Below are 15,887 nucleotides of genomic sequence, written 5' to 3'. Positions count from 1 at the left end.
CACTCCTTGTTAAAGGCAGGATAGTTGGACGGATCGAGCCACCCGACAGGATTTGGCTCATAGCTGTAAAGGTTCAGCCCTCCCGCCAGACCGATTGGGTCAGGGGGGTATAGCGCCCGATATCCGGGCCGTAGAAGCGAAAGGTGTTGTAATGCAGACCGGTTTCCCGATCCAGATACTGGCCCTGAAACCTTAAGTTTTGTTTTTCGATGAAGTAGGACTCGCATAACTCCTTGAGGCTCTGGCCCCATGCCAGGTGCTGCGCGTGCCAAGGGTATCGGTGACTGCGATAACAGGTTTACCACCACAGATATCATCCATGGACACTAGAAAATGGGCCGGCCAATTTCCGTTCAGCTGGGTCTTGTTCGATTCCCCAGTCCATTTATAGCCGACCTGACCGCGCCAACGTCTGCGGGCACTTTGCATTGGCTTGGCTGTTCTTTTCGAAGCTGCCTTCGATATCAAGTTTTTGTAGCCGCGGCGTAGTTCTTTAAATGCTTTGTCGAGGGCGCTCATGTTCTTCTCCCACGGGAAATTATTTAACGCAGATTTACCGCAGCCGGGTTTGCTTCCGGGGTTAAAACGAGGTCAGCCCCTGTATTTCCTTAAAAGCAGACGCTCCAACTGGTTCAAATGCCCGCTTTTGTTGGAAAAATCAAGCCTCCATGAAGTCGTCGTATTCTCGATAGTGATTGATTGCCTGGATCAAAATGGCGATATCAGGGGTCTTTATTTTTTTATGAATTATCTGCGATATGGCTTGAAGGGTTTGCACGTCAACCCAGGTCTCTACATTTTCTTTTTCCAGCGACTTAGGAATGGTTTCTCCGGCGCTGTTTTCTACGGTCTTGTCATCCTCTTCTAGATCATCAATTTCATCTTCGGTAATGAGATAGAAAACCGCATTTTCTGGTTGCTGCTCCCATTCGTCCAAATTTGTATAGATCCAGTCATTATCGGTAACGGAATTGATCGTGCTGAATAGGTCGGTGATGCCTTTCATCTTTTTCATCATTGATTCCTTATTTTCTACAAGATGACCCGCCGCCCCATGTCTTCCTGCTGCCGACTCGTTTTTCATTGCGGCCTTTCGGGTGGCAGTCACCATGACGGTTTTTGTGATCTTCGTGGCTCACCAGCTGGAGATTGCCGGCCACCACAGGATGGTGATGCCACGTCGAGCCTTTCATTGCTGTTATTCTGAATTTGCCATTTTTCTTCGGAGCTACCCAATTTGAGATACCCGGGTGTTTTGCTTCAACAGCTGCCTTCAACGCGGGGTCATTCTTCATCGCATAATGAAGTTGACTGTTGGATTCGGCGAAATGGACAGAATCTTTTGAGCGCCAAATTTCTTTGTTGATATGTGCTTCGAACGATACGTCATAAACGCCTGGATTGGAGCTCGCCCATCCCAAGGGGTCGATCCAAGAAACCGGGTTCGGCCCATACTGATAGAAGTTGAGCCCCCCGGCCAGACCAATGGGATCAGGAGTAGTAAACCGCCCCACATCCGGATCATAAAACCTGAATGTATTGAACTGCAGCCCCGTCTCCCGGTCCAGGTATTGGCCCTGAAACCTCAGGTTCTGCTCTTCGATGTAGTACGGCTCGCGGACCTCTTCTAACGTGTTGCCCCACACCTGATAAGTCGCCTGCCAGACGTTGTGGCCGTCGGCTTCGGTGAGTTGCTCGGGCAGGCCGTTGAGGTCGTTGTGGTAGTAGCGGATTTTCTGCAGCGGGCCGGTGCCGTCGACGCGGACCAGGGGTTCGTAACCTTCGTCTTCGTAGAGGTAGAGGCTGGTCTGTTGATGGCGATGTTCCTGCAACAGGCGCAGGCCGTCCCAGGTAAAGCGGGTTTCTCCCAGTGGATAACCTTTGCTGTCGTGTTCGGTCTTGGCGATGCGTCGGCCCCGCGGGTCGTAGGTGTAGTCGGTGCGGCCATCGTCGGTGACTTTGGCGATCAGCCGGCCAACGGCATCGCGCTCCGGTAAATGATGGGGGTCGCGCTGCGCAATCTGCCCAGACGTTGCTGACCAGCGCTGCGAACGGCGCTGGCCTCTGGTCCGGTGCCGGGCGCAGCATCGACGCGACCCCGTTACGCAATGCTCTGGGTGGCGTTTCGTCCTAGTGGTGAGGTTATCGGATGGTGTAACGGGAGTGCCCAGACGGCAATTGTTGCACTGCAATCCATGGTGAGGGAGCTTGCTCTCGCTCGGCGGTACAGCCTTCGTAGACCGGCGGAGGCGGTGTACTTTGAAGAAACGTCTTCTAAGTTACGTCGTACGTGCTGCGCACATGTTGAACGTGAGAAATGGGCACACCGACTGGGTCGGGTGCCCATTTTTTGTGGGCGTTGATTGACGCTTTTAACGAATGCCTTCCACTAGTAGATCACGCTTGGTTTTTATAGGGGGTGAATGAGCGCTCAGCGGTGTAGAAGCCTAGCCCTTTGTCGCCTTTGAATTTCTGTTCGATCATGGCGTCAGCCAACTCTTGGGAAATCAAAAGGTCTCCCGAATCACGCTCGCGTGCAATTGCGCCCATTTCCGCGGCGTTATCATGAAACCAAATTTCATTGAAGTAGATTATTGAGCCATTGTCAGAGAGCTCTGCTACCGACCTGCTGTGATCAACCGCGCTTATCGCCTGGGCAGCATTGACAATGTAATAGACTTCGCTCACTTGCTCCCCGTCCGCAGCAATACTCGTGGGTGGCAAGAGCTCAATAGAGTGACCGGCGTTCTGTACGAGGAAATCCGCTAACCGCTGGCTCACCAAAGGAATGTCGCCTAATAACCATAAGCAGTCGTAAGTCAGCAGTTTTTTCTTTTTGCATGGGAAAAATATTTTGGGTTTATCCATGTCGGCAGGGTAAGGCTCACCTGTCAGGAGTGACAGATAGTCAAAGTTCGATCCTGCCGTTTCATAGGAGCCGCCCTCCGCATCGTATGAACCGGTCAATTTATCGTTGTAATAGATAGGGGCCTGCCAGCTTAAGATCATTTCTGGATCTCCTAATTGTAATGAGCGCCAGGGTGTGCATTTTTATTCAATTGCCTTTCGCCTGAACGGAGTAATTTGCGCTCGTTGGACACTATTTTATCCAACGCTTTGCGGTATTGGGCCTGATTCCAGTTGTCTCGTTTGCCGATTATTTCCACCTGGTCCATTTTTCTTCCGAGGTTTCGGTTGACTCTAGCCGCATGGCGTCCTTGGTGGATCGATCGACGCCCATCAGTCAAAGCTTTGGTTTTATTGAGCGGGAATATTTTGTTCTGCCGGTTTTGCAGGTCGAACCCTGCCAATTTGAGCAGCGGGTGATTTTTCGTGCTGATGTGTTTGTCGCTCAGTATGTGATGGTCCTGATAGCCCTGCTTCTTCAGCTTGATGATTCGTTTGTTAATGGATGACGAGCAACTCCATCCCAACGGGTCCACCCACTCGAGTGGGTTGGCCGCATACAGATATAGATTGATTCCCCCCGCCAACCCAATCGGATTCGGCGTCATAAACCGCCCCACATCCAGATCATAAAACCTGAACGTATTGAGATGCAGCCCCGTCTCCCGGTCCAGGTACTGGCCCTGAAACCTCAGATTCTGCTGCTCAATGTAGTACGGCTCGCGCACCTCTTCTAACGTGTTACCCCACACCCGGTAAGTTGCCTGCCAGACGTTGTGGCCGTCCGCCTCGGTGAGCCGTAGCGGTAACGCTTGTCCTGGTAGGTCAGCAGCATGTTGTGCACCACCAGTCCGGCGCCTTGTTGCGGACCGTTAAGGAGATTGGCGGCGTCGTCTGAAGTTCGATGATCTGGACGAGCAGGTCGTCAGCGTGCTTCACGATGTGGTCGAAGACAGTGACGTCACCCTCGACGATCTGAGGGCGTTGGGCATCTCCGAGCGTGCGATAAAGGCGATCGACTGCCTCTCGAAATGTCCCGGCGAGGCATATGAGGATTTCATCGCCCGAATCCATCCGGATGAGTTGGCGAGAAAGGTCAAGATAGAGAACATCAAGGGCAACCTTGATCTAACCCGGCTGGCACGCTTCAGGAAAAAGACCTGGTGCGAGTGGCGAAGTACCACAAGTCGTTACGCTATCTGTCTGGCGACTTGGACAAGGCCCGGGGCATCACGAGTAAAAATCCAGTAACTCTTCGACAGAAGATTTTATGATTTTTTTCCTGAGGGAGCTTCTAATAAAATGAATGTTTGGCAGTATCGCATTACTTAGTTCAATGGTGACCAGCGCCATGTCGTCATTCAGCTTTTCAACCCTATTGTCCGACATTATTTCAAAAAAAAGCCTCATCAAACTGTACTCGTCGTCATCAGCTGGGCAGGATGAGTCGATCGAATCATTTGTATTGTCAGTCAGGTAGTTTAGAGGGTTGCTCAATACATAACCAACATAATGGCTGTCTGCCAGAATTATGTTGATATCATCCTTGAGTTTTATGAATGAATATTTATGCTCGTTCGTGAATTGCTTATTGATACAGGTAAGTGTTCTATTGCGGGGGTCGAATGCTCTAGTGATTGTAGGTTCTACTGAGTGCAATTTGTTGTGAAGCTTGAGTTTGCCAAACATTGTAACTGGGGCTTCAATGGCTAGCTCGTTGTTTCTGCCTGGAACTGACAGACCTAAATAAGTGAGCTTCCCTTCATCGTTGAACGAAAAAAAGTCCGAGGGCTCTGTGATCCAAGGTTCAGAGTTTGTGTTTCTTTTGTTGTTGATGGTCAATGAAATAAGCGATGAGTTACCACCAAAAGACCAAGTGATAGAAGCGTCCTGATACTGCATTTCTGCTGTTTCTATCAATTCGACATTGTGAAGAATAAACATCTTAGAATCCCTCTAGTCTTGTTGCGGGAGGTATAAAGCCTCCATTGGGTCTAGGGATGCTTCCGTTAGAGATCATGTCGGGCGTAATGGGTAATCCAGGGTTGCTCAGCTTTCCACCATAAATAGCAGCGCCGCTTTCACCCCGAGGGCCGCTATGTCCGTAACTTGTGATGACATTGCCTTGTGCTCCACCTTTGCCATGAGTGACCACTATATTGCCCTCTTTATGGAATATTAAGTTGCCATTTTTTGCCTGATAACCCCCCTGAGGGCTACTGAGTATCCACTGTTCCATGTCGTTGCCCAACCGCCCGTGATAGTCCTTTCCTCTTCGGACTTTTCCATTTTTTGCATTGCTGATGATTTTAGAGGTCGGGCAACCCGCAAGCCCTAGTGGATCTATCCATGTGAGCGGGTTTTTAGCGTAGGCGTAAAGGTTTAATCCACCCGCCAACCCAATCGGATCCGGCGTCGTAAACCGCCCCACATCCGGATCATAAAACCTGAACGTATTGAAGTGCAGCCCCGTCTCCCGATCCAGATACTGCCCCTGAAACCGCAGGTTCTGCTCTTCGATGTAATACGGCTCGCGCACCTCTTCTAACGTGTTGCCCCACACCCGATAAGTCGCCTGCCAGACGCTATGTCCGTCGTCCTCTGTGAGCTGTTCCGGCAGGCCGTTGAGGTCGTTGTGGTAATAGCGGGTTTTTTGTAGCGGGCCGGTGCCGTCGACGCGGGCGAGGGGGTCATAACCTTGGTCTTCGTAGAGGTAGGGGCTGGTTTGCTGATGGCGATGTTCCTGCAACAGGCGCAGGCCATCCCAGGTGAAGCGGGTTTCGCACAGCGGGTAGCCGTTGGTGTCGTGCCAGGTCTTGCCGATACGCCGCCCCAACGGATCGTAGGTTATGCGCACAGCCGTTTCCCGTGCACCGTTTTCGTTGCGCACTTCAATCAGTCGGCTTTCGGCGTCGTAGGCAAAGCGTTGCAAGCCCCGTTTAGCGCTGCGTTTTTCGATCATCCGGCCAAACGCGCCGTAGCGGTAACGCTTGTTCTGGTAGGTCAGCAGTTTGTTGTGCACCACCAGCCCGGCGCCATGCTTCGGGCTGCCCTGCAGTTCGTGGCGAGGGAGTTTGCTCCCGCTCGGCGGCGCAGCCCAGCAGCTTTTTCACCCTGCCAAGGACCGTCCGACAGGTACCGTCGATCTCGGTGAACAGTCCTTTGGGGGCCTACTTATTACCTTACCCCCAGAATTTTATTTGCCAAAGCCAAATCAAATTGTTTGTTTCCGAATATTGATTTGGTTGCGAGGACTTTTTTGAAGACGTCTGAGTCCAGGCTCAGGTCATTTTTTTGTGCTGCAAATAATGCGGTTAGAAAGGGGTACGCATAGTTGTCAGGTTCGGTCAATACGTCTTCAATTAATGAGGGCGTGCCAAGGATGCAGTCCTCTGCCTTAGACAAGTAAAATTTTATCAGTCGTTCGTTTATTTTTTTGCCTGTTGCGCTTATTTCATCAGGTGATGGGGTTCTAATAATACCGCCCAGCTCGTCACTAAACTGTTTTGTTTCTTCCGATAATGAACTTTTCGACAAAAAAGATGAGTTCAACAGTCGGCTCTGATAGGGCGGTGATTGGTTTATGCAGAAGCTAAATGCCTCGCATGTATAAACCTCCAGGCCCGCATAGTAGCCATCGGCCTTGGTCAAGTGTTGTATATAAATTTCCCCAAGCTTTTCCTTGGAGATAAGTAGGCCAAGTTTGTTTTTGCTTGCTTTCAGGTCCAAGTGGGATGACGTTGTCTTCTTTAGCGCCGCCAGTAATTCCGCTTCCAAACTTTTACGAATTTCTATGCTCATTATATTCACTTGTAGATTAAAAGATTGAAGGTTGCATTGTGCTGTGCGCCTTTCCCACCCAGCGGCACCCCCGGCTTTCCTTTGGTATCAACCTTGAATGTACCCTGCGTGCCGGCTGAAGGTTTTATCGTACCCCCTCCCAGATGTTGTGAGGTGTTGGCCGGCTTAGTCATGTCGAAGACTTTGGAGTCGGTTTGGTTGGGGGGCAACTTCCCGGTGCCAGGGGCGTCTCGGGGACGACGGCCAGGCCGCTGCCATAAGGCGCCGGAACAGCCGTGACCGCCGAGACGTTATCCAACAGGTCATAGGCGTAGCGCTTGGCGCTGTCTTCAGATCCTGTTGAGAGTGTCGTCAATTTTGCAGAGGTGAAGTCAGAGCGACGCTCTTCCAGCTTGCCTTACATTTTTTCTCCAAGAGCGAGGCTAAGGCATCGCCTTCAGGGGGGCCCTTTTTTGTCAGTTTTAGAGGAGTCAGAACGTAGAGTTTTACCGAATCCTCATGATCTTCAATTTCTGCATCGCCGGTAGTGTTCCAAATTTTATCTACGACAATGAGCGCCTCAATATCTGCTGGCCAGCCCAACTGACTAAAGGCTTTATCCGTTCGTAAAATCACCTGACCCTCGGTTAACGGCGAGTCTTTGAGGGTGTTTTCAGACAACACAGTCAGTACCGCCTGAGGGAACATCCAGGGGCTATCGATGGCAAAGCCTTTTTTGGGTAGGCGCCAGCTTCCGGGAAGACAGATAAAAAGTTCTGTGCGTGGTTTTTCAACAAAAAGACCGACTGTAAACAAGAGTTTAAAGTCGTTTTTGTTCGCGATGCAGCTGACTCTGAGATTTACTTCCAATGATCCGGATTGAGGGATTAGTTCTTTAGGTAATACCCAGCCAGCGGTCCTACACACAAAATCGATAATCCCTGCTCCAGGCAGAGTTGCTTCATCAGGCGCCTTTTCAACGGCCGAGATAGCGCCTTGTGCTTTCAAGCAGTTGAAAATTTCAGGGAAGCTCCAGCTCTGAGCTAAATCGAGGGCCGTTCGATTGAGCTTGGCATGTAACCTATTGACGTCCGGATGGTACTTGAGCAGAAACTCGACTGTTTCTTTTTGCCCGAAAGTGACGGCGGTTATCAGCGGAGATGCAACCGAGAGAGGAGAGCCATTAACATCAGCTCCTGCCTCCAGAAGCCAGCGCACTGTTTCTAAATGTCCATTTTTTGCTGCCAGTGCAAGCGCCGTAGTATTGCCTGAGCCAGCAGTGGGTTGGTCGAGGTCAATGCCCAAATCAACTAGCAATGTACACACTGCAACCTGGTTTCTCTCTGCGGCATGATGCAGAAGTCCTGGATAGCTCAAAAGATCATAACGAGGGGGGACCAGCAGCTCTGGATGAGCGTCTAGCTGGGCACGTAAAAACTCAACATTCCCCGTCTCTATATGAGCATAAAGTTCTCGGACAAGAGGGGCATTTGTTCTGTATGTTTTTTCCAGGCTAGTCATCTAAAAACTCACCATTTCTCATTTTCTCGCCCATCGCATTCAGTGCCTCAATCACTTTGCTTTTTCCGCCTTTTCGGGCCTCTGCAAGTGTTCGTGACACTTTGCGGGCGCTAGCGATTGTGTGATTCCCACTGCCATTGGGTGCCCATACGAAGTTATGAGGGCTGTCATTCAAGCCGATACCAAATCTCTTCAGGACACCCTGTACATGGGCCACATATCGACGATTGCTGTCTGTCCAATTCTTGGGTTCCTTTTTTGCGCACAGTATGATGGCGATGCGGGCTCGTCATGACGTCAGCAGTGGGTTTGTCCCCATTGCTTTTTTATCTGCTTTAGACAGTCTGCATGTTTCCCAGCCCAACGGATCGGTCCATCCGATGGGGTTTGGCGATTACTGATAAAAATTTATTCCCCCGGCCAACCCAATCGGATCCGGCGTAGTAAACCGCCCCACATCCGGATCATAAAACCTGAACGTATTGAAATGCAGCCCCGTCTCCCGGTCCAAGTACTGCCCCTGAAACCTCAGATTCTGCTGCTCAATGTAGTACGGCTCGCGCACCTCTTCTAACGTGTTGCCCCACACCCGATAAGTCGCCTGCCAGACGTTGTGGCCGTCGGCTTTGGTGTGCTGTTTCGGCAGGCCGTTGAGGTCGTTGTTTGCTAATGGGAAAACCTTTCCACCGTTGAGCTCAAAGTTGAGTTTATTTAAATCCGACTCGATTCCAGATTTTGTGTTCGCCCCTTTCAGGGTTTCCCATACGTGTTGTTTATACGCATTGCCATGTACGCCTCCCCGGCATGAGCTGTTGCTGTTGTATTTGGTAAGCGGGACTGGTTTAGAGGCAGTCATATACCATTTTTTTTCTGATTTATGTCAATGCCAAGTCTGTCCATACATCTTCTCAACCAGCGCACATCTACATATTTCGAGGTGAGAGATTACTATATGGTGTGCACGATAGTTCGAGTTGGGCTCTCATTTTTTTCGGTCACTGCCCTCAGACCTGAATGGGCTTGGAACAGTCTGTGAATCGCAGGCCTTTAAGTTGTGCAGCCTCACAATGCTGTTTGAAACGTTCCGAGACAAACAGTCTTTGGGGGCTTTCTTTAGCTCTAACTATGTCATGGCCGGAGAGTGCGGTGGAAGGAAGACTTTTTATAGTAGAAAATGCAATAGGGCCATCTGGCATGAAGCTGAACATAGGCTTGTATTCGGAGTAGTTCATGTCGATGCATGATAGCGTCTGTACGACGTTGAATACGAAGAAGTCGTTAAGCTTTTCTTCTTTAAGATAAACGTCAGCCGGAAATATCTGAACATCGTTCTCATAACTCCGCAGAACATGCGCCATTTTACTACTGACGAATTCCAGAGTATCGCTTTGAAAAAGATCAAATGATAGCAGGCGCGTCTTGCTTATTTTTTTATTGTTCTTGAAAGTAGGGGTGGTGGTGGGGGTGGGTTGTTTTTCTCCGCTGATAAATAGTAAGTGATCTGGCGAAATAGTCTGCTCATATTTGAACCAATATGCCTCTGAGTAATTTTCAGTGATGTCGAGTAGGTACATACTATCTCCCGCAACGGCCTGCTTGAGTTGAGTTTTTGTTTAGCTTGGTTCGTCCATTACGTAACCCCGCTCTCTGAGAGCGGATTACTTCTTTTACCGCCTTAGCATATTGGGTTTTCGACCATTTTCCAGCCTTGCCCGCAATCGATATTTCATTCAGCTGTGCGCGCACTGATCTATTGTAACCGGGATGTGATCCTTTATGAATTGTACGGTATTTATGTTTACCTTCTTCACTAGGCAGATAAATAATATTTGAAGTTTTGTGTATGTCAAATCCCGCCTTTTTCAGGGCTGGGTGCTCAACTAACGATTGCGGGATAATATGATGTTTCTGGAATCCGGCGATTCCGGGCATATTCTTATAGTTCCAGTTAAACAATCCCCATGGATCAACCCATACAGTCGGATTCGGTGCGTATTGATAGAGGTTGAATCCCCCCACCAACCCAATCGGATCCGGCGTAGTAAACCGCCCCACATCCGGATCATAAAACCTGAACGTATTGAAATGCAGCCCCGTCTCCCGGTCCAAGTACTGCCCCTGAAACCTCAGGTTCTGCTCTTCGATGTAGTACGGCTCGCGCACCTCTTCTAACGTGTTGCCCCACACCCGATAACTCGCCTGCCAGACGTTGTGGCCGTCCACTTCGGTGAGTTGTTCCGGCAGGCCGTTGAGGTCGTTGTGGTAGTAGCGGATTTTTTGCAGCGGGCCGGTGCCGTCGACGCGGGCAAGGGGTTCGTAACCTTCGTCTTCGTAGAGGTAGAGGCTGGTCTGTTGATGGCGATGCTCCTGCAACAGGCGCAGGCCGTCCCACGTGAAGCGGGTTTCGCCGAGGGGGTAGCCGTTGGTGTCGTGTACGGTTTTTTCGATGCGCCGGCCCAGCGGGTCGTAGGCCATTTTGACCACGCTGCCGTTGTCATTGCGCACTTCAATCAAGCGGCTTTCGGCGTCGTAGGCGAAGTGTTGCACGCCGCGCTTGGCGCTGCGTTTTTCGATCATCCGGCCAAACGCGTCATAGCGGTAGCGCTTGTCCTGATAGGTCAGCAGTTTGTTGTGTACCACCAGTCCGGCAGATTGCGGTAGGCCATCAAGCAATTTGACGGCGGCATCATCGACCCCAAGGAGCCATAGGCGCCGGAGTCCGACGGCAAGTTTGCAAGGGCCTACGTATCCGGCATTGAGGCTTGCTGAGCCTCAATGCTTGAGCGCCAGACAGTGCTTCGCCCTCTGCCAGGCTCTTAGAAGTCGAGGAAGTCATCGTTCTCGTTGTAGTAGTTCAAGCCCTTGATCGCATCCTTCACATCTATCTGCGGGCGCTGTTCCGCAGCCAGTTCCAGAACGCTCACAAAGTGTTCGCCGTAGTAGATCAGCTGTAATTTATTTTTCAGCACGAAATCGGGGTAGAGATCTTCACCATTGCTGCCTTCAGAAGGATAACGGTCGATGAAGACTTCCAGCTCGGGGCGAAGCTGCGACACAAACTTGCGCGCATACACGCAAAAACGCTCGTCGCATTGATCGCTGCCGTGCTCGGCCTTGATCTTGTTGAGCAGACTTTCGACCAGTTGTTCGACTGTCATGCTCTGTTCGGTGTTCAGTTCGTTGATCAGCATCGTTTTGCTCCTGTCTTGCCGTTGAGTTGCCCGTTTCTGCCCGCAGGGCCACCGCCCCATATATCTCGGCCACCCTTGCCGGTCGGATGATAAAGGCTGTGGTTTTTTCGGTGATCCTTGTAGTCCACCAACACCAGCCGATTGACTTTTTCATGGTGGTGCCAGGTCAGCATTTTTGATGGACTGCTCCCCATCTCGCCGTTTTTAATCCAGTCGGCCAACCCTGGATATCGCGCGTGCATGGTTTTGCTGTAGGACGGATCGGATTTGAGTTGCTTGATGAACTGCTTATTGGCCTGCCTGAATTGCACCGCGTCACTGGCATAGCGATTGTTGGGGCTGATGCTGTGGTCGGAAAAGATCTTGTATCGCCCGTTGTTCGGGCGAGTTGCCCAGCCGAGCGGATCGAGCCAGCCGACAGGATTCGGTGCGTATTGATAGAGGTTGAATCCCCCCACTAACCCAATCGGATCCGGCGTCGTAAACCGCCCCACATCCGGATCATAAAACAGTGCAGCCCCGTCTCCCGGTCCAGGTACTGCCCCTGAAACCTCAGGTTCTGCTCTTCAATGTAGTACGGCTCGCGCACCTCTTCTAACGTGTTGCCCCACACCCGATAAGTCGCCTGCCAGACGTTGTGGCCGTCGGCCTCGGTGAGTTGCTCGGGCAGGCCGTTGAGGTCGTTGTGGTAATAGCGGATTTTTTGCAGCGGCCCAGGGGTTCGTAACCTTCGTCTTCGTAGAGGTAGAGGCTGGTCTGCTGATGGCGATGTTCCTGCAACAGGCGCAGGCCGTCCCAGGTGAAGCGGGTTTCACCGAGAGGGTAGCCGTTGGTGTCGTGCGTTTTTCGATCAGCAGGCCAACCGCGTTCTCAACGCCGTTCTCGAAGAAATCACCGGCGCTCTGCACCGCAAAGACAGCGTCACGCTGGTGGGCTTCGGTACCTTCCTGCAACGCCATCGCGGTGCCCGTACCGGCAAAAAACCGCAAACTGGTGAGCCACTCAAAATCAAGGCCAGCAACACCGTGGCCTTCAAGCTGGGCAAGTCGTTGAAGGACAGCGTTAATCCATAATTGCTGCAAGTACCTTGAACACTGAGGGGAAAGCGGTATTGAAAAGAATGGGCACGCCGATTGAATCGGGTGCCCATTTTTTTGCCTTTTCCGGCAACTGAATTATCGTTTTCGACAGGTGACTATTGCTTCCAGCAGTTTGCTGAACAGCGTCTAATGGGGTGTCCCCCTTTATCGTAAACCGCCACAGTTTAGTGGTTTCGTGGCTCGACGTTGTCAAGCGCCCGATTTGGCAGCAACGAGCTACCAATCACCTCTCCACTCTTCAGCGAATTCTGTCTGAGGGTCAAGACCTACGATTTCGCCTATGGAATAGATAGCATCTAGTAAGGACTCACGCTCAACAGTTTCAATCTCTAGCTCGGAATCGTTGATTGAAAGAATGGAGTTTTTAAATACTTCAAGGATGCTGTTTTGATCTGACGTATCAGGCAGGGCTATCAAATTTTGGATGAGGTTATTCAGCGCTGGCTTTATTTGGGCAAGGGTGAGTTCGTCGCCTTCAAGTGTCAGGTTATTTTGTTTATATTTCATCAGTGCTGGTTTCTTCATGGCTTGCTCTTTTTCGCGGGCGGGGGAGAGATACCCTTGAAAAGGAATGCTTTAGCCTCATCCCAGTTGACGCCATTGTCAAAATAATTAATTAACCTGTTTCGCAGTTTTTCCGGGTCGCCAATAATTCCGGAGAGTTCATATCTGTATATCGTTTCTAAATCGTTTTCTAGGGTGAGATTACTTTTTAGAACAGTCGCATCAAAATCCTCAAGTGAGTCTGTTAATTCGATCAGGTCTGCACCGTAGTTGCCACCGATAATGGCTCTCAGCAAGATCCTTTGTGGGCGGCGGTTGTCTGCGGCAACCTTTTCCAAAGGGGGGGCGCTGATGGCTAAGGTTTTTAAAGCTTTTGTCGCTGTAAAATTAAAAAATAAGATGTCAGTTTTTCCGAGATCGATATCACTCCACTCGTCACGGGAGTTTTTAATATCAAAAAACTCAAGATAGTAGTCCTCACGCATCTGGACGAGTGTATAAAGATCGTCTCTTAATTTTAAGCTAAGAATTGTTCCATCTTGCCAGGTGATTTTTTTTAACATTTTCCAGGACCTTTTACTTTTCTATTTGGTTTTTGAGGTTGTGCACCCCTGTGTTTGTCGGCGGCCGCCAGGTAAACATCCCGTCGTTTGTTTTTTGGGCCGACGGGCCTTTGTTTGTTCGCGACCGGCCCCTCTTTGAATTTGTCTTCATAGATCCGCTGCTCCAGGCCACGAGCGATATCTTTCCCCGCTTGGCCATCCCCTTTAAATACAGCTGTCGGGGCTACGTCGAAAATACCTTTATTGGGGTAACGGTAATCCAGAACATCCCTCGCGGAATGCCCTAGCCCAGGTTTGCTGGCATAACCCACATAGGGTTTGCCCTCCTTAACCCCAACATAGGTGATGTGAGTCGCTTTTGCGGGGTCCCCAGCCCATCCCCATGGATCAACCCAACCAACCGGGTTTGGTGCATATTGATAAAGGTTAAAACCTCCCGCCAACCCAATCGGATCCGGCGTCGTAAACCGCCCCACATCCGGATCATAAAACCTGAACGTATTGAAATGCAGCCCCGTTTCCCGATCCAGGTACTGCCCCTGAAACCGCAGGTTCTGCTCTTCAATGTAGTACGGCTCGCGCACCTCTTCTAGCGTGTTGCCCCACACCCGATAAGTCGCCTGCCAGACGTTGTGGCCGTCCGCTTCGGTGAGCTGTTCCGGCAGACCGTTGAGGTCGTTGTGGTAGTAACGGATTTTTTGCAGCGGGCCGGTGCCGTCGACGCGGGCCAGGGGTTCGTAGCCTTCGTCTTCGTAGAGGTAGAGGCTGGTCTGCTGATGGCGATGTTCCTGCAACAGGCGCAGGCCGTCCCAGGTGAAGCGGGTTTCGCCCAGCGGGTAGCCGCGGGTGTCGTGCTCGGTTTTTTCAATGCGTCGGCCCAGCGGGTCGTAGGTCATCCTGACCACGCTGCCGTTTTCGTTGCGCACTTCAATCAACCGGCTTTCGGCGTCGTAGGCAAAGCGTTGCAAGCCCCGTTTAGCGCTGCGTTTTTCGATCAGCCGGCCAAAGGCGTCGTAGCGGTAACGCTTGTCCTGGTAGGTCAGCAGTTTGTTGTGCACCACCAGCCCGGCGCCGGGTTGGGGGCTGTCCAGCAGGTTGGCAGCGGCGTCATAGGCGAAGGTTTCGCGCTGGCCGTGCAGGCTGTCCTGGCTGGCGATGATGCGGCCGGTGGCGTCGTAGTGCAGCAGTTGGCGGTGTTGTGCGGCCGGTTGCTGGTCGAGTTTGCCGATCAGGTTGTCGGCGGGGTCGTACTCGAAATGTTTCTGCACGGCGGCCGGCATTAGCGAGGGCTGGCTGGTGTGTCGGCGTTGGCGTGAGCGTAAACGCCCGCTGCGGTCGTATTCGCTGCGAGTGCTGATCTGGCCCTGGGTGCGCAGCACTTCGCGGTGCAGGCGGTCACGTTCGAAATCGCTGATGACCTGGCCGTCGAGGTTGATCTGGTGCAGGTGGCCGCTGCCGTAGTACAGGCGATTGAGCCAGCGCCCGTCGGGCAGTTGGGTCTGGATCAGGTTGCCGAGTTCGTCGTAGTGGTGATGCAGGTTGCCGGCCGTGCTGTGTTCTTCGAGCAACTGGCCGAGGGCGTCGTAGGCGAAGCTCAGGGTCTGGGCGTTGCCTTGCAGGTCGGTGAAGGCGGGTTACATGCCTGCTTTTGAGGTGTAGGCGATTCGTGGGAGGGAGCTTGCTCCCACTCGGGGGCGCAGCCGTCGTAAGCCGGCTGATGCGGTTTATCTGGAGAATGCGTCAGCCTGTTTTGGGGCGGCTTCGCCGCCCAGCGGGAGCAAGCTCCCTCGCCACAGGATTTGCGTTTCGAAGCAAGCCCTGTGGCGTTCGCTCATTTATTCCTCGTCCACATCATCCTCATCGATCAGTCCTTGAACGAAACGGAGGAAGTTCGAGCAAATAGGCTTCTCGGATTCAGCCTGGTTCTCTTCCGGGCTAAGGTCACTATCAAACGTGTCAGTCGTGAAATAACTGATGGCTCCCGAATCAAGGTTCAAGCAAAAGAAATTGCCGCCCAGGTCGTCTGCGAAAGGAAGGAGATGTGCAGGAAGAACTTGTTTCTTCAGCATCAACTGATAGGTGGACAGCAGCGTGGGTTCACCATAGGTAATCGGCCTGAAAGAGGCGACTTCGATGGGGTCGAAAAAGTCTTCGCTGACCCAATAAGCTCGTTCCGGCATGCCGCCGTTGTACTTGAGGTAATGGTTTCGAAAGGGAGCCGGTAGCTTCTTGCCGATGACGGACTCCAGCTGGTCCAGATTCGCTGGGGTAATGGCCTTTTCGTAATCTGAGAATTTGTTTTCAAGCATCGAAATCTCCAA

Annotated in this window: 12 protein-coding genes and 9 pseudogenes; 1 reads left to right on the top strand and 20 read right to left on the bottom strand. The window is 51.6% G+C overall.

What is annotated here, in order from left to right; translation table 11 throughout:
- Positions 1–29: 29 nt before the first annotated feature.
- The 16 genes and pseudogenes from QMK51_RS28040 to QMK51_RS29120 form a co-directional block, all read right to left on the bottom strand.
- Positions 30–226 (bottom strand): annotated as a pseudogene (locus QMK51_RS28040) (RHS repeat-associated core domain-containing protein); the annotation flags it as partial.
- The gene (locus QMK51_RS28035) at positions 193–519 is read right to left on the bottom strand and encodes a hypothetical protein (RefSeq protein WP_258698204.1); all 327 of its coding nucleotides are present in this window, start codon (positions 517–519) and stop codon (positions 193–195) included. The gene QMK51_RS28035 and the pseudogene QMK51_RS28040, both read right to left, overlap by 34 nt.
- A gap of 139 nt (positions 520–658) precedes the next feature.
- A complete protein-coding gene (locus tag QMK51_RS28030) occupies positions 659–1,015 on the bottom strand; it encodes a hypothetical protein (protein WP_320392701.1) in 357 nt (118 codons plus the stop codon).
- Between the two features lie 397 nt (positions 1,016–1,412).
- A pseudogene (locus QMK51_RS28025) lies at positions 1,413–1,985 on the bottom strand (RHS repeat-associated core domain-containing protein); the annotation flags it as partial.
- Between the two features lie 412 nt (positions 1,986–2,397).
- Positions 2,398–3,009, bottom strand: a complete 612-nt coding sequence (locus QMK51_RS28020) for an imm11 family protein (RefSeq protein WP_258698200.1) — start codon at positions 3,007–3,009, stop codon at positions 2,398–2,400.
- Between the two features lie 11 nt (positions 3,010–3,020).
- A pseudogene (locus QMK51_RS29130) lies at positions 3,021–3,734 on the bottom strand (RHS repeat-associated core domain-containing protein); the annotation flags it as partial.
- Between the two features lie 403 nt (positions 3,735–4,137).
- A complete protein-coding gene (locus QMK51_RS28005; protein WP_320392700.1) occupies positions 4,138–4,851 on the bottom strand; it encodes a hypothetical protein in 714 nt (237 codons plus the stop codon).
- A gap of 372 nt (positions 4,852–5,223) precedes the next feature.
- Positions 5,224–5,953, bottom strand: a pseudogene (locus QMK51_RS28000) (RHS repeat-associated core domain-containing protein); the annotation flags it as partial.
- Positions 5,954–6,084: 131 nt separating this feature from the next.
- Positions 6,085–6,708 carry a hypothetical protein gene (locus QMK51_RS27995; protein WP_320392699.1) on the bottom strand — a complete coding sequence of 208 codons (624 nt, stop codon included), beginning with the start codon at positions 6,706–6,708 and terminating at the stop codon, positions 6,085–6,087.
- 5 nt (positions 6,709–6,713) lie between these two features.
- Complete coding sequence (locus QMK51_RS27990; RefSeq protein WP_258698197.1) at positions 6,714–6,881, bottom strand: hypothetical protein; 168 nt, start codon at positions 6,879–6,881, stop codon at positions 6,714–6,716.
- A gap of 178 nt (positions 6,882–7,059) precedes the next feature.
- Positions 7,060–8,208, bottom strand: coding sequence for an ankyrin repeat domain-containing protein (locus QMK51_RS27985; protein ID WP_320392698.1), 1,149 nt, complete (start codon positions 8,206–8,208; stop codon positions 7,060–7,062).
- A 397-nt stretch (positions 8,209–8,605) separates the two neighbouring features.
- Positions 8,606–8,872: pseudogene (locus QMK51_RS29125) on the bottom strand (RHS repeat-associated core domain-containing protein); the annotation flags it as partial.
- A 340-nt stretch (positions 8,873–9,212) separates the two neighbouring features.
- On the bottom strand, positions 9,213–9,782 hold the full coding sequence (locus QMK51_RS27975) for an imm11 family protein (protein WP_320392697.1): 570 nt from the start codon (positions 9,780–9,782) through the stop codon (positions 9,213–9,215).
- Between the two features lies 1 nt (position 9,783).
- A pseudogene (locus QMK51_RS27970) lies at positions 9,784–10,896 on the bottom strand (RHS repeat-associated core domain-containing protein); the annotation flags it as partial.
- Positions 10,897–11,024: 128 nt separating this feature from the next.
- Positions 11,025–11,399 (bottom strand): hypothetical protein, encoded by a 375-nt coding sequence (locus QMK51_RS27965; protein ID WP_320392696.1) that lies wholly within the window; start codon positions 11,397–11,399, stop codon positions 11,025–11,027.
- Positions 11,393–12,239, bottom strand: a pseudogene (locus QMK51_RS29120) (RHS repeat-associated core domain-containing protein); the annotation flags it as partial. The pseudogene QMK51_RS29120 and the gene QMK51_RS27965, both read right to left, overlap by 7 nt.
- An 11-nt stretch (positions 12,240–12,250) precedes the next feature.
- On the opposite strand from QMK51_RS29120, the pseudogene QMK51_RS27950 reads away from it, so the two are divergent.
- Positions 12,251–12,472 (top strand): annotated as a pseudogene (locus tag QMK51_RS27950) (HU family DNA-binding protein); the annotation flags it as partial.
- Positions 12,473–12,715: 243 nt separating this feature from the next.
- Here QMK51_RS27950 and QMK51_RS27945 read toward each other — a convergent pair.
- The 4 genes and pseudogenes from QMK51_RS27945 to QMK51_RS27930 all read right to left on the bottom strand — a co-directional run bounded on the left by QMK51_RS27945 (position 12,716) and on the right by QMK51_RS27930 (position 15,875).
- A complete protein-coding gene (locus QMK51_RS27945) occupies positions 12,716–13,024 on the bottom strand; it encodes a hypothetical protein (protein ID WP_320392695.1) in 309 nt (102 codons plus the stop codon).
- A complete protein-coding gene (locus QMK51_RS27940; protein ID WP_320392694.1) occupies positions 13,021–13,566 on the bottom strand; it encodes a hypothetical protein in 546 nt (181 codons plus the stop codon). Before QMK51_RS27940 ends, QMK51_RS27945 begins: the two co-directional genes overlap by 4 nt.
- Positions 13,560–15,194 (bottom strand): annotated as a pseudogene (locus QMK51_RS27935) (RHS repeat-associated core domain-containing protein); the annotation flags it as partial. The gene QMK51_RS27940 and the pseudogene QMK51_RS27935, both read right to left, overlap by 7 nt.
- Before the next feature lie 207 nt (positions 15,195–15,401).
- Positions 15,402–15,875, bottom strand: coding sequence for an SMI1/KNR4 family protein (locus QMK51_RS27930; protein ID WP_054594730.1), 474 nt, complete (start codon positions 15,873–15,875; stop codon positions 15,402–15,404).
- Between the last annotated feature and the right edge of the window lie 12 nt (positions 15,876–15,887).

Origin of the sequence: Pseudomonas sp. P9_31 (genome assembly GCF_034008235.1) — a bacterium.
In the GTDB taxonomy this organism is placed as follows: Bacteria; Pseudomonadota; Gammaproteobacteria; order Pseudomonadales; family Pseudomonadaceae; genus Aquipseudomonas.
This window is presented reverse-complemented; position numbering and strand designations above follow the sequence as displayed.

Coding starts and splice junctions, on each gene's coding strand:
- QMK51_RS28035 (WP_258698204.1), bottom strand. CDS start 519: ATGAGCGCCCTCGACAAAGCATTTAAAGAACTACGCCGCGGCTACAAA.
- QMK51_RS28030 (WP_320392701.1), bottom strand. CDS start 1,015: ATGAAAAAGATGAAAGGCATCACCGACCTATTCAGCACGATCAATTCC.
- QMK51_RS28020 (WP_258698200.1), bottom strand. CDS start 3,009: ATGATCTTAAGCTGGCAGGCCCCTATCTATTACAACGATAAATTGACC.
- QMK51_RS28005 (WP_320392700.1), bottom strand. CDS start 4,851: ATGTTTATTCTTCACAATGTCGAATTGATAGAAACAGCAGAAATGCAG.
- QMK51_RS27995 (WP_320392699.1), bottom strand. CDS start 6,708: ATGAGCATAGAAATTCGTAAAAGTTTGGAAGCGGAATTACTGGCGGCG.
- QMK51_RS27990 (WP_258698197.1), bottom strand. CDS start 6,881: ATGACTAAGCCGGCCAACACCTCACAACATCTGGGAGGGGGTACGATA.
- QMK51_RS27985 (WP_320392698.1), bottom strand. CDS start 8,208: ATGACTAGCCTGGAAAAAACATACAGAACAAATGCCCCTCTTGTCCGA.
- QMK51_RS27975 (WP_320392697.1), bottom strand. CDS start 9,782: ATGTACCTACTCGACATCACTGAAAATTACTCAGAGGCATATTGGTTC.
- QMK51_RS27965 (WP_320392696.1), bottom strand. CDS start 11,399: ATGCTGATCAACGAACTGAACACCGAACAGAGCATGACAGTCGAACAA.
- QMK51_RS27945 (WP_320392695.1), bottom strand. CDS start 13,024: ATGAAGAAACCAGCACTGATGAAATATAAACAAAATAACCTGACACTT.
- QMK51_RS27940 (WP_320392694.1), bottom strand. CDS start 13,566: ATGTTAAAAAAAATCACCTGGCAAGATGGAACAATTCTTAGCTTAAAA.
- QMK51_RS27930 (WP_054594730.1), bottom strand. CDS start 15,875: ATGCTTGAAAACAAATTCTCAGATTACGAAAAGGCCATTACCCCAGCG.